Genomic DNA, 20,125 nt, shown 5'->3' on the forward strand with positions numbered 1-20,125 from the left:
CGGTCGCTGCGAGGCTAGAGGCGGGGAATGTCCTGGTGCCGCCCTGCTCCTAAACGGCGTGTGAACGTCGTGTGTCACCGGGCATCGGTAGGGTCGAGTCGTGGTCCAGACGATCTCCCCCGCCCTTGCCCGCCGCATCGCCCTCACCGCGCAGGGCTTCGGCGGGACCTCCGCGCCCGCTCCCGGCATCCGCCAGCTTGGCGCCCTGGTGGAGCGGCTCGGGTTGCTTCAGATCGATTCGGTGAACGTCTTCGAGCGCAGCCACTACGTGCCGGCGTTCAGCCGGCTCGGCCCGTACGACAAGGCCCAGCTCGACCGGTTGTGTACCGGCACCAAGCCGCGCCTCACCGAGTACTGGGCGCACGAGGCGTCGCTGATCCCGGTCGATGACTGGCCGCTGTTCCGCTGGCGGATGCAGGCCTACCGGGACAGGGCGGCCGCCGACGACGCGCACTGGTCGCGGGACAACGCCCCGATGCTGGCCTGGCTGCTGGGCGAACTGGCCGCGAACGGCCCCCTGCGCGCCAGCGCCATCGAGCACGACGCCAACACGAAGCGCGGCCCGTGGTGGGGCTGGTCCGACGTGAAGATCGGCTTGGAGACCCTGTTCCGGTGGGGTGATGTGGTCAGTGGCGGCCGGGAGCGCTTCGAGCGGGTCTACGCGCTGCCGGAGCAGGTCTTCAGCACGGCACTGCTGGACCGGCAGGTCTCCGCCGCCGACGCCCACCGCGCTCTGATCAGCCAGGCGGCGAGGGCGCACGGCATCGGCACGGTGAAAGACCTGGCCGACTACTTCCGGTTACGCACCGAACCCGTCAGGGCCGCCATCACCGACCTCGTGGAGGCCGGCGAGCTCATCCCCGTCGAGGTGCCGGGCTGGGGCCGCGGCGGGGCGGCCGGCGCTGCCTGGTTGCACCGGGACGCCCGGCTGCCGCGCCGGATGGATGCCGCCGCCGTGCTCAGCCCGTTCGACCCGGTGGTCTGGGAGCGGGCGCGGGCGCTGCGGTTGTTCGACTTCCACTACCGCATCGAGATCTACACCCCCCAGGAGAAACGTCAATTCGGCTATTACGTGCTGCCGGTGCTGCTGGGCGACACCATCGTGGGCCGGGTCGACCTGAAGAATGACCGGCAGGCCGGGGTGCTGCGGGTGCAGGCCAGCTGGGCCGAGCCCACAGCGCCCGCCGACACCGCCGCGCGGCTGGCCGGGCTGCTGCGGAGCACCGCCGCGTGGCAGGGCCTGTCCGACATCGAGGTGGTGCCGCGCGGCACCCTCGCGGGCGGCCTCGCTGCCGAGCTGGCCTAGTTTCCCGGTCGCAGCTGTTCCCAGTGCGGACAAGTGCGCCCGGCGCACCGGGACCAGTTGTCCGCTTCGGGAACAGTTGGCTCAGAGGGTTAGAACTTGCTGCCCATCGCGTGCAGGCGCTCGATGCGCTCGTTCAGCGGCGGGTGGGTGGCGAAGAGCTTGTCCATCACGCCGGGCTTGAGCGGGTCGGCGATCCACAGGTGCGCCATCGAGGTGTTCTGCTTACGCATCGGCCGGCCGTACTCGCCGAGCTTGGCCAGGGCGCTGGCCAGCGCGTCCGGCTGACGGGTGGTGAGAGCTCCCGTCGCATCCGCCAGGTACTCGCGCTGACGTGACACGGCCAGCTGCACCACGGAGGCGATCAGCGGGGCCACAACCATGGCGACCAGGCCGAAGACCAGCACGATCGGGTTGCCGTTGTTATTGTTGCCGCGTCCGAAGAACGCCATCCGCAGGAAGATGTCGGAGATGAAGCCGACGGCCACGACCAGGCCGAACACGATCATCGACACCCGGATGTCGTAGTTGCGCACGTGCCCGATCTCGTGGGCCATGACGCCCTCGAGCTCGGCGTCGTCCATGATGTCGAGCAGACCGGTCGTGGCGGCCACGATGGCGTGCTTGGGGTCCCGCCCGGTGGCGAAGGCGTTGGGCGCCGGGTCGTTGATGATGTAGACCTCGGGCATCGGCGTGCCGGTGGTGATCGACAGGTTTTCCACGATGCGCCACAGCCGGGGGTGGTCGGTGACGCTGTTCACCCGGATGCCGCCGCTCATGGCGATCGACTGCCGGCCGGCCGCGAAGTACTGGATCAGCGCATAACCGCCGGCGACGACCAGGGTCAGGATGAGCACGCCGGGGCCCTGCACACCGTAGGCGGCGCCGGCGAGCCAGCCGAGCCCGGAGATGATCACCAGGAACAGCACGATGATGACGACGGTGTTGCGCTTGTTTCGCGCGATCGCGCTATACATGGATCCTCTTCGAGCTCAGGGTGAGAACTAGACGTGGTCAGGACTGGTTAGAACTGCACGCGGGGCGGCTCGGCGATGGCCGCGGCGTCGCTGACCTCGAAGAACTCGCGCTGGGTGAAGCCGAGGTTTTTCGCAAACAGATGGTTCGGGAAGACCTGGATCTTGGTGTTCAACTCCCGCACGCCGCCGTTGTAGAACCGGCGCGAGGCCTGGATCTTGTCTTCGGTGTCGACCAGCTCACCCTGCAACTGCAGGTAGTTCTGGCTGGCCTGCAGCTGCGGGTAGGCCTCGGCAACGGCGAAGATGCTCTTCAGGGCGGTCTGCATGTGGTTCTCGGCCGCCGCGGCGTCCACCGGGCCCTGCGCGGAGAGAGTCTCGGCGCGCGCCTTGGTGACGTTCTCGAAAACCGACTTCTCGTGTGCCGCGTAGCCCTTGACCGTTTCGATCAGGTTGGGGATGAGGTCGGCACGACGCTTCAGCTGCACCGTGATGTCGCTCCACGCTTCATCCACTCGCACCTTGAGGGTGATGAGCGAGTTGTAGGTCGCCCACAGGTAGATACCCGCGATCGCAACGAGTACGACAACGATGAGGACCGGGATGAGCCATTCCATGGCAACGTCTCCTTGCAATTGAAGCTGTGACAAATTCTCCGGGGGCGAGTGAGCCGGTGGGGATTGAGCCCATCATAACGAAGCACTCTGGGGCTCCCATGTGCTTCCCATGACACTCCAAGGAATCGCGCCGCACGGCACGTGACATTCGACCCTGACCGGCGAATAATGCAGTCATGGAGCACTCACCAGGGCATCAGCCGGAGCCGGCCGTTGCGGTGTCCGGCCTGCACGTGCGCCGCGGCACCCGACCGGTGCTGGCCGGGCTGTCCCTCACGATCCCGGTTGGCGTCGTCGTGGGCCTGATCGGGCCGAGCGGATCGGGCAAGACCACTCTCATGCGCGCCATTGTCGGCGTGCAGGTCGTGCAGTCGGGATCGGTCACGGTGTTCGGCCAGCCGGCCGGATGCGCGGCCCTCCGCCGGCGGGTAGGCTACGTCACCCAGGACGCCAGCGTCTACGACGACCTGACCGTGCGGCAGAACCTGGACTACTTCCGGGCCGTGCTGGGCGCCAGCCGCGCCGACGTGGCCAGGGTCATCGACGCGACGGACCTGGGCGCCAGCTCGGCCCAGCTGACCGGGTCGCTCTCCGGCGGGCAGCGCAGCCGGGTGTCGCTGGCTGTGGCCCTAATCGGCTCCCCCGAACTGCTCGTGCTCGACGAACCCACCGTGGGCCTGGATCCGGTCCTCCGGCGCGACCTGTGGGCCCTGTTCCACCGCCTGGCCGCCGGCGGTACCAGCCTGCTGGTCTCCAGCCACGTGATGGACGAGGCGGCCAGGTGCGACCGGCTGCTGCTCATGCGCTCAGGAGAGGTCCTCGCCGACGACACCCCGGCCGGGTTGCTCGCCGCCACGGGCACGACGGACATCGAGGCCGCCTTCCTCAGCCTCATCGAGAAGGGCGCATGACCATCACCCGCACCCTCGCCACCGCCGGCCGGGTGCTCACCCAGATCCGGCACGACCCGCGCACCATCGCGCTGCTGCTGCTCGTGCCGAGCCTGCTGATCGGCCTGGTGGCTTGGATCTTCTCCGACACCACGGTGTTCCAATCGGTGGGGCCGGCGATGATCGCGCTCTTCCCGTTCATCGTGATGTTCCTGGTCACCAGCATCACCACCCTCCGGGAGCGGCGCACCGGCACGCTGGAGCGGTTGTTATCGATGCCGATGGGCCGCGGCGACCTGATCCTCGGCTACACGCTCGCGTTCGGGCTGCTCGCGGTGCTGCAGTCCAGCATCGCGGCGCTGTTCGCCGTCACGGTCTGCGGGCTGGACATCGCCGGCTCGCTCTGGCTGCTGGTGGCCGTCGCGGTGGCGGACGCCATCCTGGGCACGGCCCTGGGGCTGCTCGCGAGTGCCTTCGCCCGCACCGAGTTCCAAGTGGTGCAGTTCATGCCGCTGCTGGTCTTCCCGCAGATCCTGCTCGGCGGTATCTTCCTGCCGCGCAACCAGCTGCCGGAGGTGTTGCAGGCGATCGGTGATGCGCTGCCGCTCTCGCACGCCATCGACGCGCTCACTGCTGTGGCCGACGGAAACCACGACGACGCCTACGTGCTCGGCAAGCTCCTCGTCATCCTGGCCTGGATCGCCGGTGCGGTGATCCTGGCCTCCCTCACCCTGCGCCGCCGCACCCCCTAGCCCCTCCCGCGAACTGTGAGCTAAGCACCTTTCCGGGCCCGTTTTAGGTGCTTAAGTCACAGTTCGCGGGCCTAGCGGGAGTTGAGGACCCGCTGGAGCCAGCGGTAGGAGAGCTTGGGAGTGCGCGGGCGGGACGGGTCGGTGAAGTCCACGTAGACCAGGCCGAAGCGCTGGGTGTAGCCGGCCGCCCACTCGAAGCCATCCAGCAGCGACCAGACCAGGTAGCCGCGCAGGTCCACGCCCTCGGCCGGCCCGCCGGGGGCGACGGCGTCCACGGCCGCGACCAGGTGCTCGGCCAGGTAGTCGATCCGGGCCAGGTCGGTGACCGCGCCGTGCGCATCCGTTCGGTCGGGGTAACTCGCACCGCCGGCGGTCAGGTAGACCGGCGGCAGGGCCTTCTGGTAGCGCTCATGCAGTTCGGCGAGCAGCACCGGCAGGTACTCCGGGGCGTTCGGCCAGCCGAACCCGGTGACCGGATGCTCTCGGAACGCCTCGACATGGAAGGGCAGGCGGTTGACCATCGGGCGCTCCTCGGCGGGCCGCTCCCCCGGCACACTGACCGGTCGGGCCCCGCCTGCGGCCACCCGGGTGGGCTGGAAGTAGTCGACGCCGTAGAAGTCCAGCGGTTGGTGGATCGTGCGCAGGTCGTCTGGCTCGATCTCGTGCAGGAAGCGCAACTCGTTCTCGAACACCCCGGCGGGGTCCGGGTAGCGGCCGAGCAGCACCGGGTCGGCGAAGAGCCGGTTGTGCAGCAGGTCGTAGAGCGCGGCCGCGTCGCGGTCGGCCTCCCGGTCGGTGGCGCTCTGCACGGGCGAGTGCGCGTTGGACAGGCCGATCCGGCCGCTGACGTCGGCGGCGCGCAGGCCCTGCACCGCCAAGCCGTGCGCGAGCAGCTGGTGGTGGCCGGCCGGCAGTGCGCCCAGCAGCAGGGTCTCGCCCGGGGCGTGCACGCCGATCGCGTAACCATTGAACATCACCGTGGCCGGGTCGGCGATGGTGACCCAGCGTTCGATCCGGTCGCCGAAGACCTCGCCCATCTGGTGGGCGTAGTCGCCGAAGCGCATCGCCGTGTCCCGGTTCAGCCAGCCGCCGCGGAGCGCCAGCGGGGTGTCCCAGTGATAGAGCGTGGCCATCGGGCTGATGCCGCTGCCGAGCAGTTGGTCGAGCAAGCGGTCGTAGAACGCCAGGCCGGACCGGTTGAGCGACCCGCGCCCGTCGGGCTGCAGCCGCGGCCAGGCGAAGGAGAACCTGTAAATGTCTGCGCCCAGTTCGGTCAGCAGCGTCACGTCCTCGGTCAGGTTGGTGACGTGGTCGGCTCCGATCGACGCGTTCTGGCCGTCCAGGATGCGCCCGGGCGCGCGGGTGAAGGCGTCCCAGCTGGATTCGCCGCGGCCGCCGTCGCGGGCGCCGCCTTCGATCTGGAAGGCGGAGGTGGCCGTTCCGATCTGGAATCCGGTGGGCAGCCGGTCGCCCAGCTCACTGGCCCGGTGCTGCCAGGCGCGGGAGGCCGGGGTGTTGCTGTTCATGGTCCAAGGACTCTTTCCAGGTAACGGTTGGTGAATCGACGCTCCGGGTCCAGCCGGTCCCGCACGGCGAGGAAGTCGTCGAAGTGCGGGTAAACCGTGCGGAGTGTGTCCGCGGTCTGGTTGTGCATCTTCCCCAGTGTGGGCGACCGTCGTGCGCGCGCATAATCGCCTCGACATCGGTGAAGTAACGGCTGGGGTCCTCCCGGTAGTACGTGTGCACGGCGATGTAGCCGGTATCCCGGCCGAAGCCGGTGGACATCCACAGGTCGTCTGCCGCGGCGGTGCGCACCTCGAGGGGGAAGGAGATGCGCCAGCCGCGCTTCTGGATGAGCGCGCGCACCTCGCGGAGTGCTGCCGGCACCGCCTCGCGGGGCAGCGCGTACTCCATCTCGTGGAACCGAACAGAGCGGTTCGTGACGAAGACCCGGTGCGAGTGGTCGGTGAAGTCCCGGCGGCCGGTGAGCCGTTCGACGAGCCGGTTGACCCTGGGCACGACCGGCGGCACGATCAGGCCGGCCGCGCAGGTGGCGCGGTACAGCCCGTTGGCGAGCAGTTCGTCGTCGACCCAGCGGTTCAGCCGGCCCCGCGGGGCCCGGCCGGTTCCGGGCGGCAACCGGGTGTTGGTCTTGGTCAGGGCGGTCTCGGTATGCGGAAACCAGTAGAACTCGAAGTGGTCGGCCGAGGCACTGCGTTCGAGGTACCCGTCCAGCACGTCCTCGACCGGCTCCGGCGTGTCGACGGCATGCAGCAGGTAGGCGGGCACGCACTGGATGGTGAGGTCGACGAGGATGCCCAGCGCGCCCAGGCCCAGCCGCACGGCGGGGAGCAGCTCGGGGTTCTCGGAGTCGCTGACGTGCAACAGCGTTCCGTCGCCGGTGACCAGGGTGACGGCCACGATTTGGGCGGCCAGGCCGGCGAAACCGGTGCCGGTGCCGTGCGTGCCCGTCGAGGTGGCGCCGGCGATGGTCTGCCGGTCGATGTCGCCCATGTTCTGCAGCGCCAGACCGTACGGGGCCAGGAGCGCGGGCAGCTCGTGAAGATGGGTGCCCGCGGCGACGGTGACCCGGCCGGCCGCCTCGTCGACGTCGACCAGCCCGCCGAACGCCAGGTCGAGTTGCACCCCGGAGGCCAGCGCGATGCCGGAGAAGCTGTGCCCGGCGCCGACGGCCTTGATCCGGATGCCCGCGGTCGCCGCGGCGAAAACGGCGCGTTGCACCGCTCCCGCGCTGGTGGGCCGCTCCACCCTGGCCGGCACGACGGATTCGCTGCGTGCCCAGTTCTGCCAGCGCGCACCGCTGGCCGTCACAGGAAGGCCTTCCCTTCGCCTCGGTAGGTCGGCAGCATGTCGACCACGATACCGTCGTCGACCAGCGCGAATTCGTTGAGGTGTTCGCTGAGCTCCCCGGATTTCGTGTGCCGCAACCACACCCGGTCGCCCACCTGCAGTTCCGCCGCTGCGGCCCCGGTGACCGGGGACTGCACCTCCCCGGCCATCTCGCGGGGCACCAGGGCCAGACCCTCCGGCCAGACCAGCCGGGGCGAGCGGTCAGCGCCCGGCGGGCCGGAGGCGATCCAGCCGCCGCCGAGCAGGGCCGCCGTGGAGGCGGTCGGTTTGCGCACCACCGACAGCGCGAACGCGGCGGCCGGGGCCGGCCGGAAGCCGGAGTAGTTGTCGAAGTGGTGGCCGCCGAAGAAGCCGCTCCCGGCGGCGATGTCGGTCACCGAGGTGTCGGCATGGGTGCTCTCCAGCGACCCGGTTCCGCCGCCGTTGACGAATTCCAGGTCGGCCACCTGCCGCACCGCGGCGACGGCGGCGGCCCTGCGGGTGTTGATGTCCACGATCGACCGGTTGCGCACCCAGCGGTTCAACCTGCCCTGCACCGGCCGAGCGTCCGGCCGGTCGCCGAGCCCGGCGATCTGGGCCTCGTACGCCATCAACCCGACCAGGTCGAAGCCGGGCCGGGAGACGATCCCCACGGCCAGCGCCCTGGCGTCCTCCGGCGTGTGCACGGGCGAGCGCCAGACGCCGAGGTGGCCGAGCACCGGCGCGTTCCAGGACGCATCCAGTTCGAGGCAGACCCGGATGCGTTCACGCTGGGGCGGCGCGATCACAGCGTCGATCAGGTCGAGGTGGGCGATCGAATCCACCATCAGGGTGATCCGGCCGGCCAGCTCGGCCGAGCGGGCCAACCGCAGGATCGCCGAGGTGTCGGCGCTGGGATAGCCGACCACGATGTCATCGAGGGTCTCGGCGAGCCAGAGGGCCTCGGCCAGGGTGTACGCGAGCACACCGCGGTAGCCGGGCAGCGCGACCACGGCCTCGAGCACGCCCCGCACCCGCAGCGATTTGCTGGCCACCCGGATCGGGGTGCCCTGGGCGCGGCGGAGCAGATCCTGGGTGTTGTGCCGCAGCGCGCCGAGGTGCAGCGCGCCCACGGGGGTGTCCAGACCGCTGGTGGCCTCGGTCAGGCCCGGCCAGTACAGCTCGGGTGTCTGCCAGGGCGCCCCGCCCTGGTCGGTGCTCTCGCCGAGGGCCAACGCCAGGCTCACGCGGGGCGTCCCAGCCGAGCGACGGAGTCGGCGGCGACGTCAAGCAGGCTCGCGGTGGCGGCGTCGTTCCGGTCGACCAGCCAGGCGATGGTGAGGCCGTCGGTGAGGGCGACCACCAGACGGGCGATCTCGCCGACCGGGAGGAGCCAGACCGAGCCGCTGCGTTGGGCCGCGGATTCCAGCGCGACGGCGGCGAGGGCGTGGTAGCGCTCGTACTGCGCCTGCGCGAGATGGCGCATCGCCGGGGACCTGAGGGCGTACTGGGTGAGTTCGAGCATGGCCTTCTCTCTCAGCGGGTCGTGGCGCAGGTGATCGGCGTAACCCTGTAGCCCGACGCGCAGCACCTGCCGCAACGGTTCGGGCCCGCCCACCCCCTGGGGGACCTCGGCGGCCGGCTGTGGCAGCACGGCGGTGCCTTCCTGTTCGACGACATGACGGATCAGTTCGGCCATCAGCTCGTCGCGGCTCTCGAAGGCGTAGTGGAAGCTCGCCAACGACATGCCGGCATCGGCGACGATCGCACGGGTCGTGGCCTGGGCCACGCCCTTGTCGGCAACGACCCGCAACGCGGCGCGTACCAGAGCGCTGCGCCGGTCAGCGGCGGGGATTCGAGTCACGCGGTCACCTCGTTCCTGCCTGTTCGACGTCGAATAGTGGGGCAGTTGACCCAGTGCATAGTATGCCGCACCGGGCGCGCCGGATTGACATTCCGGGCCATGGACCGTGGAATGGTCTGAGGGGGTCCATGCTCACGTCACGCCGTTCTAGCGCGCACGGGCCGAATCATCGAGCCCGTCGGGGTGGTCGGCGAGCCCTGGTGACACGGTTGGTCACGCTGGGCATCCTCGTCGCGGCCCTGATCGTCGGCCCGCTCGCCGGCACCACGACACCCGCCACCGCGGAATCCATTGAGTCCGCAGCGACCGTCGGTACCGCCGAACCGACGCCGGAGCCCTCGGAGACCGCCGCACCCTCCCCGGCACCCAAATCGTTCGCGCCGACACAGGAACCGTCCGCGCAACCGTCGGCGCAACCGTCGGCGCAGCCCTCAGAATCGCCGTCGCCGACTCCGTCCGCCGCCCCAGCCCCGGCGCCGACCATCGACAGCCCCAGCGCCAACGCCTTCATCGGCGGCAGCATCACCGTCGCCGGAACCCGGGACCCCGCTCAGGAGATCCAGCTGCTCTCCCCCACCGGCGGCGATCCTCTGTGCATCGTGGAACCGGACGGCTCGGCCACCTGGGAGTGCTCGCGGGTACGTCTGCCCAGCGGGCCCAGTGTCAGCCTCAAGGCCGTGGTGACCAGGGACGCCGGCCTCGCCGCCGCGCTTAAAGTGCGGGTGCTCCAGGCCCCCACCGTCACGGGCGGTTCGACCGGTCAGCCCACCACGAACGGCATCGTACGCGGCACCGGGTACCCCGGCGCCACCGTGACCGCAACCCTGACCGGCGGAGCGCGCTGCTCATTCACCGCCGACGCATCCGGAGCGTGGGCCTGCCTGTTGCAGGGCACGCTGACCAGCGGGTCGGAGCAGGTCACCGCCTTGCAGCAGACCTCGTTCAGCGCCCCGGAGTCGTCTCCGGCGAGCGATCCGGTCTCGCTGACCATCGACGTCGACGCCCCGGCCGCCCCCGCCGTGGTGAACCCCGGTGCCGGCGCCACGCTCACCGCCGCCGCCGGGCCGTACGACGGGCAGGGCGAGAACGGGGCCACGGTCACGGTGTTCGCCGGCGCGTACTCGGTGTGCAGTGCCGTGGTCTTCGGCGGTAGCTGGTCGTGCACCGGGTCCGGCATCGCCGACGGTACCTACGATCTGCGCGCGGTACAGCAGGATGCCGCCGGCAACGTGAGCCCCGGCAGCCCCGCAATCAAGGTCACCTACGCCGCCGCACCGGCGGCGCCCGCGCCGGCACCCAGCCCCACTTCCACTTCCACCCCCACCCCCACCCCCACGGCCGCCCCACCCGTCGTGCCGGCGCCGACGGCCACGCCGCAACCCACCCCCTCGGCTACACCGGGCAGCTCGAGTCCCACCCCGGTGCCGGCGGTGCCCGGAGGCGGGGACGACCAGGCCGGCGCCGTTCCGCCGGCGCTCACCGTGCCCGGCGGCTGGAACGACCCCACCCAGTTCAGCACAGCGGTGATCCCGCCCTGGACGGTGGCGCAGTTCCCCTGGCTGCAGGCGGCGATGCTGACCCTGGGCGCGCTGCTGCTGCTTGTGGTGCCCGCCCGGCTTCTGGCCGGCACGATCAGCCGGGCGCGGGGCGGCCGGGCGCTTCTGGCCGGCCATCGGTTCTCCGGCCGCAACCGGGCCAGGGAGGAATTCGAGGTCGCCCCGACGGTGCGGGTCAACCGCTGGGTCGCCTACGGCGGTGCCGTCCTGACCGCCGCGGTCTTCGTGCTGCTGTCCGGACCGGTGTCTGGAACGCTGTCCTACGTCAGGCTCCTGCTCGCGGTGACGCTCGCCCTGCTCGTGGTGAACGCCGTGGCCGGCCTCGTGCCGCAGTGGTGGGGGTCGCGGGTACTGCAGGTGGACGTGTCGATGACCATCCTGCCGCGCTACCTCGCGGTCATCGCCGTCACCGCACTCGCATCCCGCGTGTTCGAGCTGCAGCCGGCCCTGCTTTTCGGCCTGCTGGGCAGCGTCGTCGTGACCGCGGGGCCCGTCGCGGCCCAGCGCGGTCAGCTGGCCGCCATCCGCGCCGGCAGCCTGCTCGGCCTGGGGCTGGCGGCCCTGGTGATCGTCGGCACCCTCCCGGTCGCCAGCAGCTTCCTCAGCGCCCTGGCCGCCGAGGTCGCCAACACCGTGGTGCTGGCGTCGATCGGATCCGCCGTGCTGGTCCTCGTGCCCATCGGCAACACCAGCGGGCGCAGCATCCTGGCCTGGTCGCCGCCGATCTGGGCGGCCCTGACCGTGCCGGCCTTTCTCACCCTGTTCGCGCTGCTCTCGCCGATGCTGCCGCAGTGGACGGGCAGCGGCACCGCGAGCCTGCTCTGGCTGGTCGCCGCCGGCTTCGCCGTGCTGAGCGTGGCCGCCTGGGCCTGGCAGCGCTTCGTGCAACCGGCGCTCGACTGAGCGCTCTGTCGGTGCCCCCGCTGGGATTCGAACCCAGACTGTGACGATTTTAAGTCGCCTGCCTCTGCCGGTTGGGCTACGGGGGCACGCCCGGCTTGGCCGGGAAGCACGAGCGGATGCCGCACCCGCGTGCGGCATCCCCTCGTGACTCTACGGTGCTGAGACGGTCTCTGTGCCGGCTTCGGCCGCGGCGACCTCGGCAACGGGCTTCTTCACCGGGGGCTTGCGCGGTGCGCGCGGGGCCCTGACGGCGGCGGCCGGGGCCGCGGCGGGCGCGGCTGCCGGCGGCTTGGGGCGGGACGCGAACTCTTCGAACACGGCGCGCGGAGTCTGCACGGCCTCGAGCGACACGATGTCGCGACCGAGGAACAGGTTCAGCACCCAGCCGCCGACGACGCGGATCTTGCGCTCCCAGCTCGGCATCGCCAGGCCGTGGTAGCCACGGTGGGCGACCCAGGCCGGGAAACCCGTGAGGGCGAAGTTGCCGGACTGGAATGCGCCGACGCCGACACCGAGACCGGCGACCGCTCCGAGGTTCTTGTGGTTGTACTCCACGGTGCCTTCACCGCGGATGACCGCGACGATGTTCTTGGCCATGAGCTTGCCCTGACGAACGGCGTGCTGGGCGTTGGGCACGCAGAAGCCGCCGACGCCGCCGCCGGAGAGGTCGGGAACCGCGGTGATGTCACCGGCGGCCCAGGCGTCGACGACGATCTCGTCCTCGGTTCCCACGCGCAGGTCTGGGCGCACGCGCAAGCGGCCGCGTTCCTCGACCGGCAGGTCGGTGTTGCGCACGATACCCGGGTTCGCCATGACGCCGGCGGTCCACACGATCAGGTCGGTCTCGAAGGTCTCACCGGTGGAGAGTTCGATCTTGCCGTCGACGGCGGAGGTGAGCTGGGTGTTCAGGTGCACCTCTGCGCCACGCGCGGCGAGGTTCTTGATCACCCAGAGAGCCGTCGACTCGGACACCTCGGGCATGATGCGGCCCATCGCCTCGATGAGGTGGAAGTGGGTGTCCTCGAAGGCGATCTGCGGGTACCTGGTCAAGAGCGAGCTGGCGAAGGAACGCAGCTCGGCGAAGACCTCGATACCGGCGAAGCCGCCGCCGATGACCACGAAGGTCAGCAGGCGGTCGCGTTCGGGCCCGGCGGGCAGCTGAGCGGCCTTGTCGAAGTTGGTGAGGACCTTGTCGCGGATCGCGACGGCTTCCTCGATGGTCTTCAGTCCGATGGCCTGGTCGGCGACCCCGGGGATCGGGAAGGTGCGCGACACGGCACCGGCGGTGACCACGACGATGTCGTAGTCGAACACCCACGGCTCGCCGACGGGCGGCGTGATGGTGGCCTTCTTTTCCGCGTGGTTCACGTTGGTGACCTTGGCGGTGAGCACGTTGGTCTTCGTGAGGTGGCGACGGTGCGCCACAACGGAGTGACGCGGGTCGATGGAACCGGCGGCGACTTCGGGAAGGAACGGCTGGTAGGTCATGTACGGCAGCGGATCGACCATGGTGACCTCGGCCTCGCCGGGTCGCAACCACTTCTCAAGCTTCCAGGCGGTATAGAAACCCGCGTAGCCGCCACCGACGATGAGAATTTTGGGCACGATTAGAAGGCCTCCTACAAGGATTGGATACGCGAGATTTTAGAGCTTGGAACGAATTCGCTTGAAATGCCGCGTGGCCCCAATGCCGAACAGCGTTACTAGGATACCAAACCCGACCAGCAGGGCGAGCGGCACGCTCACATAGGTCAGCGTGAGCGGGGTCGGCAGCCAGCCGGCGGCGGCGTTCTGCTGCGGCAGGGGCGGGTCGGCGTCCGGAACGGTCGGGGCCGCGGTGCTCGGCGTGGTGGGCGTCAGCGGTGCCGTATCGGCCCGGCGGTGCAGCGTGATCCACTCCTGCAGCAGCTCGGTGGGCGTGGCGGAGGCCGACTTGGGCACGTACGCCGAGACCGCGGCGGCGGCATCGATCAGGCCGTTGCCGTAGATCGGGCTCGGTACGGTGTGCCCGTTGGGGTTCGCGGTCTCGATCACCCGGTTGATCACCTCCGCGGCATCCAGCTTCGGGTACGCGGAGCGCACCAGGGCGACCAGCCCCGACACGATCGGCGCGGCAGCGCTCGTGCCGTACCACTCCATGTAGCCGCCGCCTGGCGCGACGCCGACGAGTTTCTCGCTGGGCGCTGCCACGGCAATCGTGATGCCCTGGGAGGAGGCGTCGAAGCTGGCTTCCTTGGACTGGTCGACGCCGGCCACGGTGAGCACGCCCGGAATGGTGGCCGGCGCGCCCACCTCGGTGGTTCCGCTGCCCCGGTTGCCGGCCGCCGCGACGACGACGACGTCGTGCTCGAACGCATACAGGAACGCGTCATCCCAGCTGGTGGGCCAGTCCAGGGTGTTGCGGGTGAGGGACATATTGATCACGTCGGCGCCGTTGTCGACGGCCCAGCGGATGCCTGCGGCGATCTGGTCGTCGTTGCTCAGGGCCGCGTCACTGGTGCCGAACGCCACGGAGACCGCGAGGATCGACGCCTCGGGCGCCACGCCGATCAGGCCGCCTCCGGTGGGCGTGCCGCGGCCGGCCAGCAGCGAGGCCACCAGGGTGCCGTGTTCGTTGTCGTCGCCGACGGGGGTCTGCCCATTGGACGATCCGACACCGGAGACGTCCGTGCCTCCGACGACGGCTCCGTTGAGTTCGGCGATGCTGCCATCGACACCGGTGTCGATGACGGCAACCGTCACACCTTTTCCCTTGGTGGTGTTCCAGGCCTGGCTGAAGCCGTAGTCGTTCAGCCAATACTCGAGGTCGCGCACCTGGTCGGCCCGGGCGACGGGGGCGTCACCGACGACGCCGACGACGGCGACGGCTGCCGCGAGGGTGATCGCGATGCCGGTGAGGATGCGGCGCCAGGCGCCCGTCACGCGTGTGCCGGCGGGCCCGAAGGCGGAGCGTAGTCCAGGCATTCGCACACTTGGGGTGACCAGGCTGCTCGCCGCAGGGCGAGGTCGCCGATCGGGTTGACGCCGGGTCCGGCCGCCAGGGCGTGGGCGGCCAGGGCGTGCAGGCACTTCACCCGCACCGGCATGCCACCGGAGGAGACGCCGGCGAGTTCCGGGACCACGCCGATTATCTCGCGGTCGGCGAGGAAGCTTTCGTGCGCGGACCTGTAGTGCGCGCGCAGGTCCTCGTCGTCGGCGAGCATCTGGTTGTATTCGTTCATCACCTGGGTGGCCTCCAGGAACGACAACGCGGCCGTCGCGGCGGGGTGGGACAGGTAGTACAGGGTGGGGAACGGGGTGCCGTCTTCCAGCCGCGGGGCCGTGGCCACCACCGTGGGGGCGCCGCAGGCACACCGTGCGGCGATGCCGATCACGTTGCGGGCGGGTCGGCCGAGTTGGGCGGACACGGTGGCGATGTCGGCCTCTGAGGCGGGGTCGAAGGGCGGTCGGGTCATTGTGCTGCCTCCTGTGGTGCCAATCCGGCGGTCATCACCGATCGAAAGACCGAATCGACCCAGTCGACCTCGGTGTCCTGGATGGCGGTGCTGATCGGCGCGCTGTCGGCGGCGCCGTCGACACCGGCTCCGGTGTCGTTGATGACCAGGAAGCTGATGTCGCCCGGCAGCACGTAGGAGAGCCGGTCGCGCGCCTGGGTGGTCACGAAGGTGCGGTCGTTCCAGCGCTCACGCTCCGCCTTGAGGTCGTCGACAGAGTCCTGCTGCGCCGCGACGGTATTGCTGAGTTCGTCGATCTGCTGGCGCTGTTCGGCGAAGGTGCGAACGCTGGGCGCGAGGACGATGACCGCGAGCACCAGGATGCCCATCATCACGAACGAGAAACCGCTCAGCCGCAGGCCCCGCAGCCAGCCGCGCACCGCGGAGTCATCGGCGAGTGTGACGGTTCTCTTCTCCGTCGGGCGCGGCGTCGGCCGGGACGTCGGGCGCGGCGTCGGCCGGGACGTCGGCCGGCGCGGTGTGGGTGGCCGGGGCGGGGTCATGCCTGAACCGGTGAAGGTCACGGTGGCTCCCGTCCGGTGCTCGGTATGGCTGCTCGATGTGTGACTGCTGGCCGGGGCACACGAAGTCGCCCCGGCTCTAGACTGCCAGATCTTTCGGCCCGAACGGTTCGCCACGGGACGGACAATCGGAATCCTGAGCAAACCCGCAGCCAAGCCGTCACGACGGCCCACACAAAGAGCTCCCCGCCCCGGACGGTGTCCGAAGGCGGGGAGCCCGTGTGTCTTCTCTGAGGCGATTAGCCCTTGAAGCGCGGGAACGCGGAGCGGCCGGCGTAGACCGCGGCCTCGCCGAGCTCTTCTTCGATGCGCAGGAGCTGGTTGTACTTGGCAACGCGCTCGCTGCGGGCCGGGGCACCGGTCTTGATCTGGCCGGCATCCGTGGCGACGGCGAGGTCGGCGATGAAGGTGTCTTCGGTCTCGCCGGAGCGGTGCGAGATGACGGTCGTGTAGCCGGCGCGCTGGGCGAGGGCGACGGCATCCATCGTCTCGGTCAGGGTGCCGATCTGGTTGACCTTGATCAGGATGGAGTTGGCAGCCTTGATCTCGAGGCCCTTGGCCAGGCGGATCGGGTTGGTGACGAACAGGTCGTCTCCGACGATCTGCACCTTGTCGCCGAGCTGAGCGGTGAGGTGGACGTAGCCTTCCCAGTCCTCTTCCTCGAGCGGGTCTTCGATGGAGACGAGCGGGTACGCCTCGAGCAGCTCGGCGTAGTAGGCGACGATCTCGGTCGAGGTCAGTTCCTTGCCCTCGAAGTGGTAGACGCCGTCCTTGAAGAACTCGGTGGCTGCACAGTCCAGGGCCAGGCCGATGTCGGTGCCGGGTGTGTAGCCGGCGAGGGTGATGGCTTCGACGATGAGGTCGAGAGCGGCACGGTTGCTGGGCAGGTTGGGGGCGAAGCCACCCTCGTCGCCGAGGCCGGTTGCGAGGCCCTTGCTCTTCAGCAGGCCCTTGAGGGCGTGGTAGACCTCGACGCCCCAGCGCAGGCCCTCGCTGAAGGTGGGGGCGCCGAGCGGGACAACCATGAATTCCTGGATGTCGACGTCGTTGTCGGCGTGTGAGCCACCGTTGATGATGTTCATCATCGGAACGGGCAGGGTGTGCGCGTTCGGGCCGCCGAGGTAGCGGAACAGGGGCAGGTCGGCCGAGCTGGCGGCGGCCTTGGCCACGGCCAGGCTCACGCCGAGGATGGCGTTGGCGCCGACGCGCTCCTTGTTGACGGTGCCGTCGGTCTCGTTGAGGACCATGTCGATGATGCGCTGGTCAGCGGCGTCGAGGTCTTCGACGGCCGGGCCGAGCTCGTCGGTGACGGAGCCGACGGCCTTGAGCACGCCCTTGCCGAGGTAACGCTTCTTGTCACCGTCGTGCAGCTCGTAGGCTTCGAAGGCCCCGGTCGAGGCGCCTGAGGGGACGGCGGCACGGCTCAGCGTGCCGTCCTCGAGAAGGACCTCGACCTCGACGGTCGGGTTTCCCCGAGAGTCAAGGATTTCGCGTGCAACAACTGCGTCAATAAGAGCCACAACTATCTCCTGTTTGTCTGTCGATCTTCGTTTGGATTTCTCAGTCCGATTGGATTTTGAGGAATACGCCGCTGTGTTCCAGTCCGAGAACAGTCTAGTGATCGCGCGCTCGGGGCGCTCTAGGACTGAAGTCCCGCCGCTCCGGCGTTCATCGATCGTTCAGCCGCCCAACGGTTTGAAAACGAGCTCGGCCGGGTCGGCGGAGTTCTGGGTCACGAAGGCGAACCTGCCGTAGCCGGCCTGGCCGGCTCGCTCGAGCAGCGCCTTGAGGTTCTTCGTGCGCTTCTCCAGGCGCACGCGCAGACCGTCGGCGACCAGGGCGGACTTGAGGGCGACGAGGGCGGCCGGGTCGGCATCCTTCTCGTGCACCAGCAGCACCGCCCGGTCGGTGTCTCCGGCGGAGCCGGCAAGAAGGTCGACGATGCGTTCGAAGCCGATCGAGAAGCCGCAGGCGGGCACGTCGGTGCCGAGGAACCGGCCGATCATGCCGTCGTACCGACCGCCGCCGCCGAGCGAGTAGCCCAGGTCGGGGTGCTTGATCTCGAAGATGGTGCCGGTGTAGTAGCCCATCCCCCTCACCAGGGTGGGGTCGAACTCCAGCGACGCGCCGGGCAGTGCGGCGCGCAGGGCGGTGAGGTCGGCGTAGGCCGCGGCGTCGAGCCAGGCCGGCGCGGCCGCGGGGTCCGGCCAGCCCGCGTCGGCGAAGCCCGCCAGGGTGTCGGCCAGGCCGGCGGTGGTGATGCCGAGCTGCGCGAGTTCGGCGACCACGCCGTCCACACCGATCTTGTCGAGCTTGTCGAGGGTGATCAGGGCCCGTTCGGTGAGTTTCTCGGCCACGCCCCAGGCGGCGAGCATGGTGCTCAGGATGCGCCGGTCGTTGATCCGGATCGAGCAGCCGGACAGCCCCAGGTTGTCCAGGGCCGCGACGGTGGCGGTGATCAGCTCGATCTCGGCGAGCGGACCGGCTTCGCCGATGATGTCGATGTCGCACTGCACGAACTGGCGGTAGCGCCCCTTCTGCGGGCGTTCGGCGCGCCAGACCGGGGCGATCTGGATGGAACGGAACACGGTGGGCAGTTCGGCATGGTGGCTGGCGTAGAACCGGGCCAGCGGCACCGTGAGGTCGAAGCGGAGACCCAGGTCGGTCAGCGAGAGCAGCTCGTCGGCCTCGGCGGCTGCCACCAGGTCGGCGGGACCGATGCCGCGCTTGAGCACGGCGAAGCCGAGCTTCTCGTTGTCACCGCCGAGACCGGAGTGCAATTTGGCGGTGTCCTCCATCACCGGGGTCTCGATCTCGTCGAAGCCGTGTGCGGCGAAGCTGGAGCGGATGACGCCCAGCGCCCGTTCACGGGTGGCCTTGTCGGCCGGGAGGAAGTCGCGCATGCCGCGAGGAGGGGTCACTGCTGTTGCCATGCCCCAATTCTGTCAGGTCCCCCGTCGCGTCCCCGCCCGGCCCGGTTCCCCGCCTTTCTGTTCCCGCTCGCGGACAAATGGTCCCGGTGTGCCGGGTGCACGTGTCCGCACGGGTGACAGTTGGCTCAGGAGAGGAGCTACAGGGCTCCGCCCGCCGCGCCCGGGGCGTCGGTGTCGCCGCCGGCGTCGCCGACCGCCTCACGGGCGATGAAGTTCTCGATGTCGAAGAGGTTGTCCTTGGCGCGCCGGGCGATGGTCAGCAGTGTCGACATTGAGGCGACCTCCTCGACCTGCTCCTTGAGGAACCAGAGCATGGCCTGCTCGCCGAGCGCGTCGCCATCCTCTCGGGCAGCACGGAACAGCGCCTCGATCTGGCCGGTGACCTGCTGCTCCTGAGCGAGGGCCAGCGCGATGGGTTCGACGATGTTCGCGAAGCCGTTGACCACCGCGGGAATGCCGGGGATCACGACCTCCAGGCCACGGTCCAGGCGGTACTGCACGAGCATCATGGCGTGGTTGCGCTCTTCGACCGACTGGCGGTAGAAATGCGCGGCGAGTTGGGGCAGGTCCTGGCTGTCGAACCAGGTGGCGATGGCGATGTACTGCTGGGACGCGGCGAATTCATTGCCGATCTGCTGGGTGAGAAGGGCGTTGAAGGATGTCTCGGTCATGATTCGACGTTACCGGGCTACGCTCTGCCCCGCTACGCGGACGGGTATCCGATGATCCCGGCGTCCCCGGGGTCGCTCTCCTGTTCACTGCTGCGGATCTCATCCTGCAGGTCGCGAAGGGCCGTGCGCAGCGCCCGCTCGGAGTCCAACCCCTGGGCCTTGGCCGCCGACACGATGGCCAGCAGGATCGGGCCGAGCTCGTCCTCGCTGTCGATCGGCAGCAGGGCGGGCGGGTCCGTTTCGAGCAGGCCGATCTTCTGGGCCCGGCCGATCACCTTGTCGGCCAGGGCCAGGGCCGGCATGCCCTGCGGGATACCGTCGAGCACGCTGGTGCGGTGCGGCTTCTCGGCCGCCTTCACGTCGTCCCAGCCGGCCACGACGGTCTCGAGGCTCTGCCGGCCCGCGTCGCCGAAGACATGCGGATGCCGGCCGACCATCTTCCGGGTCATCCGCGCCGCCACATCCTGGATGTCGAACCCCTCACCGGCCGTCTCGGCCGCGATCGACGCGTGGAAGACCACCTGGTAGAGCACGTCGCCGAGTTCCTCGAGCAGGTCGTCGCTGCTGCCGCTCTCGATGGCCTCGATCAGCTCGTGGGTCTCCTCGGTGAGGTACTGCACGAGCGACTCGTGGGTCTGCTCCGCGTCCCACGGGCAGCCGCCGGGCGCACGTAGCCGGGCGACCGTGGCCACGAGCTGGTCGAAAGCGGATGGGGTGGGCGGGGAGTATTCGGTCACACTCCATCGTAGGTGGCCTGGCTAGACTGGTCACAGGTGTGCCGGGAAGTCTGGTCGGCGGGCGAAGTGATTCGCTCTGAC

At 69.7% G+C, this 20,125-nt stretch carries 17 protein-coding genes, 1 tRNA gene and 1 pseudogene; 4 read left to right on the plus strand and 15 right to left on the minus strand.

Annotation, left to right across the window (positions count from 1 at the left end):
• The first annotated feature begins 100 nt into the window (after positions 1-100).
• A complete protein-coding gene (locus BJQ95_RS12515; protein WP_130176136.1) occupies positions 101-1,306 on the plus strand; it encodes a winged helix-turn-helix domain-containing protein in 1,206 nt (401 codons plus the stop codon).
• Between the two features lie 89 nt (positions 1,307-1,395).
• Here the strand turns inward: BJQ95_RS12515 and BJQ95_RS12520 are convergent, their stop codons facing one another.
• Positions 1,396-2,280, minus strand: coding sequence for a M48 family metalloprotease (locus BJQ95_RS12520; RefSeq protein ID WP_130176137.1), 885 nt, complete (start codon positions 2,278-2,280; stop codon positions 1,396-1,398).
• Positions 2,281-2,327: 47 nt separating this feature from the next.
• The gene (locus BJQ95_RS12525) at positions 2,328-2,894 is read right to left on the minus strand and encodes a LemA family protein (RefSeq protein WP_130176138.1); all 567 of its coding nucleotides are present in this window, start codon (positions 2,892-2,894) and stop codon (positions 2,328-2,330) included.
• Positions 2,895-3,070: 176 nt separating this feature from the next.
• Here BJQ95_RS12525 and BJQ95_RS12530 point away from each other — a divergent pair, with 176 nt between their 5' ends.
• Together BJQ95_RS12530 and BJQ95_RS12535 are read left to right on the plus strand one after the other, a co-directional pair.
• Positions 3,071-3,805, plus strand: a complete 735-nt coding sequence (locus BJQ95_RS12530) for an ABC transporter ATP-binding protein (RefSeq protein ID WP_130176139.1) — start codon at positions 3,071-3,073, stop codon at positions 3,803-3,805.
• The gene (locus BJQ95_RS12535) at positions 3,802-4,536 is read left to right on the plus strand and encodes an ABC transporter permease (RefSeq protein ID WP_130176140.1); all 735 of its coding nucleotides are present in this window, start codon (positions 3,802-3,804) and stop codon (positions 4,534-4,536) included. The genes BJQ95_RS12530 and BJQ95_RS12535 overlap by 4 nt, the downstream gene beginning before the upstream one ends.
• Positions 4,537-4,607: 71 nt before the next feature.
• Here the strand turns inward: BJQ95_RS12535 and BJQ95_RS12540 are convergent, their stop codons facing one another.
• The 4 genes and pseudogenes from BJQ95_RS12540 to BJQ95_RS12555 all read right to left on the minus strand — a co-directional run bounded on the left by BJQ95_RS12540 (position 4,608) and on the right by BJQ95_RS12555 (position 9,229).
• Entirely contained in the window at positions 4,608-6,062 is a 1,455-nt protein-coding gene (locus tag BJQ95_RS12540) for a glycoside hydrolase family 1 protein (RefSeq protein WP_130176141.1), read from the minus strand.
• Positions 6,059-7,368: pseudogene (locus BJQ95_RS12545) on the minus strand (D-arabinono-1,4-lactone oxidase). Before BJQ95_RS12545 ends, BJQ95_RS12540 begins: the two are co-directional and overlap by 4 nt.
• On the minus strand, positions 7,365-8,606 hold the full coding sequence (locus BJQ95_RS12550; RefSeq protein WP_130176151.1) for an alanine racemase: 1,242 nt from the start codon (positions 8,604-8,606) through the stop codon (positions 7,365-7,367). The pseudogene BJQ95_RS12545 and the gene BJQ95_RS12550 overlap by 4 nt, the downstream one beginning before the upstream one ends.
• Positions 8,607-8,608: 2 nt before the next feature.
• The gene (locus BJQ95_RS12555; RefSeq protein WP_130176143.1) at positions 8,609-9,229 is read right to left on the minus strand and encodes a TetR/AcrR family transcriptional regulator; all 621 of its coding nucleotides are present in this window, start codon (positions 9,227-9,229) and stop codon (positions 8,609-8,611) included.
• 200 nt (positions 9,230-9,429) lie between these two features.
• On the opposite strand from BJQ95_RS12555, the gene BJQ95_RS12560 reads away from it, so the two are divergent.
• The gene (locus BJQ95_RS12560; protein WP_256041370.1) at positions 9,430-11,688 is read left to right on the plus strand and encodes an Ig-like domain-containing protein; all 2,259 of its coding nucleotides are present in this window, start codon (positions 9,430-9,432) and stop codon (positions 11,686-11,688) included.
• Positions 11,689-11,700: 12 nt separating this feature from the next.
• Here the strand turns inward: BJQ95_RS12560 and BJQ95_RS12565 are convergent.
• The 9 genes from BJQ95_RS12565 to BJQ95_RS12605 all read right to left on the minus strand — a co-directional run bounded on the left by BJQ95_RS12565 (position 11,701) and on the right by BJQ95_RS12605 (position 20,044).
• Positions 11,701-11,774: transfer RNA gene (locus BJQ95_RS12565), tRNA-Leu, on the minus strand.
• 64 nt (positions 11,775-11,838) lie between these two features.
• Positions 11,839-13,293: an NAD(P)/FAD-dependent oxidoreductase gene (locus BJQ95_RS12570; protein ID WP_130178417.1), complete on the minus strand. Its 1,455-nt coding sequence runs from the start codon at positions 13,291-13,293 to the stop codon at positions 11,839-11,841.
• A 39-nt stretch (positions 13,294-13,332) separates the two neighbouring features.
• Entirely contained in the window at positions 13,333-14,652 is a 1,320-nt protein-coding gene (locus BJQ95_RS12575; protein ID WP_130178416.1) for a S8 family serine peptidase, read from the minus strand.
• Positions 14,607-15,143 carry a DUF501 domain-containing protein gene (locus BJQ95_RS12580; RefSeq protein ID WP_130178415.1) on the minus strand — a complete coding sequence of 179 codons (537 nt, stop codon included), beginning with the start codon at positions 15,141-15,143 and terminating at the stop codon, positions 14,607-14,609. Before BJQ95_RS12580 ends, BJQ95_RS12575 begins: the two co-directional genes overlap by 46 nt.
• Complete coding sequence (locus BJQ95_RS12585; protein WP_130178414.1) at positions 15,140-15,706, minus strand: septum formation initiator family protein; 567 nt, start codon at positions 15,704-15,706, stop codon at positions 15,140-15,142. The genes BJQ95_RS12580 and BJQ95_RS12585 overlap by 4 nt, the downstream gene beginning before the upstream one ends.
• Positions 15,707-15,942: 236 nt before the next feature.
• Positions 15,943-17,223, minus strand: coding sequence for a phosphopyruvate hydratase (gene eno / locus BJQ95_RS12590; RefSeq protein WP_088456721.1), 1,281 nt, complete (start codon positions 17,221-17,223; stop codon positions 15,943-15,945).
• A 159-nt stretch (positions 17,224-17,382) separates the two neighbouring features.
• Positions 17,383-18,636, minus strand: a complete 1,254-nt coding sequence (gene hisS, locus BJQ95_RS12595) for a histidine--tRNA ligase (RefSeq protein ID WP_130178413.1) — start codon at positions 18,634-18,636, stop codon at positions 17,383-17,385.
• Between the two features lie 137 nt (positions 18,637-18,773).
• Positions 18,774-19,307, minus strand: coding sequence for a ferritin (locus BJQ95_RS12600; protein WP_130178412.1), 534 nt, complete (start codon positions 19,305-19,307; stop codon positions 18,774-18,776).
• 32 nt (positions 19,308-19,339) lie between these two features.
• The gene (locus BJQ95_RS12605; protein WP_130178411.1) at positions 19,340-20,044 is read right to left on the minus strand and encodes a MazG family protein; all 705 of its coding nucleotides are present in this window, start codon (positions 20,042-20,044) and stop codon (positions 19,340-19,342) included.
• Positions 20,045-20,125 lie beyond the last annotated feature (81 nt).

Source organism: Cryobacterium sp. SO1 (genome assembly GCF_004210215.2).
Classification (GTDB): Bacteria; Actinomycetota; Actinomycetes; order Actinomycetales; family Microbacteriaceae; genus Cryobacterium.

Bases quoted from the DNA above. Each gene is read 5' to 3' on its own strand.
- BJQ95_RS12580 (WP_130178415.1), bottom strand. From the start codon at position 15,143: ATGACCCGACCGCCCTTCGACCCCGCCTCAGAGGCCGACATCGCCACC.
- BJQ95_RS12600 (WP_130178412.1), bottom strand. From the start codon at position 19,307: ATGACCGAGACATCCTTCAACGCCCTTCTCACCCAGCAGATCGGCAAT.
- BJQ95_RS12575 (WP_130178416.1), bottom strand. From the start codon at position 14,652: ATGCCTGGACTACGCTCCGCCTTCGGGCCCGCCGGCACACGCGTGACG.
- BJQ95_RS12530 (WP_130176139.1), top strand. From the start codon at position 3,071: ATGGAGCACTCACCAGGGCATCAGCCGGAGCCGGCCGTTGCGGTGTCC.
- BJQ95_RS12535 (WP_130176140.1), top strand. From the start codon at position 3,802: ATGACCATCACCCGCACCCTCGCCACCGCCGGCCGGGTGCTCACCCAG.
- BJQ95_RS12540 (WP_130176141.1), bottom strand. From the start codon at position 6,062: ATGAACAGCAACACCCCGGCCTCCCGCGCCTGGCAGCACCGGGCCAGT.
- hisS (WP_130178413.1), bottom strand. From the start codon at position 18,636: ATGGCAACAGCAGTGACCCCTCCTCGCGGCATGCGCGACTTCCTCCCG.
- BJQ95_RS12525 (WP_130176138.1), bottom strand. From the start codon at position 2,894: ATGGAATGGCTCATCCCGGTCCTCATCGTTGTCGTACTCGTTGCGATC.
- BJQ95_RS12520 (WP_130176137.1), bottom strand. From the start codon at position 2,280: ATGTATAGCGCGATCGCGCGAAACAAGCGCAACACCGTCGTCATCATC.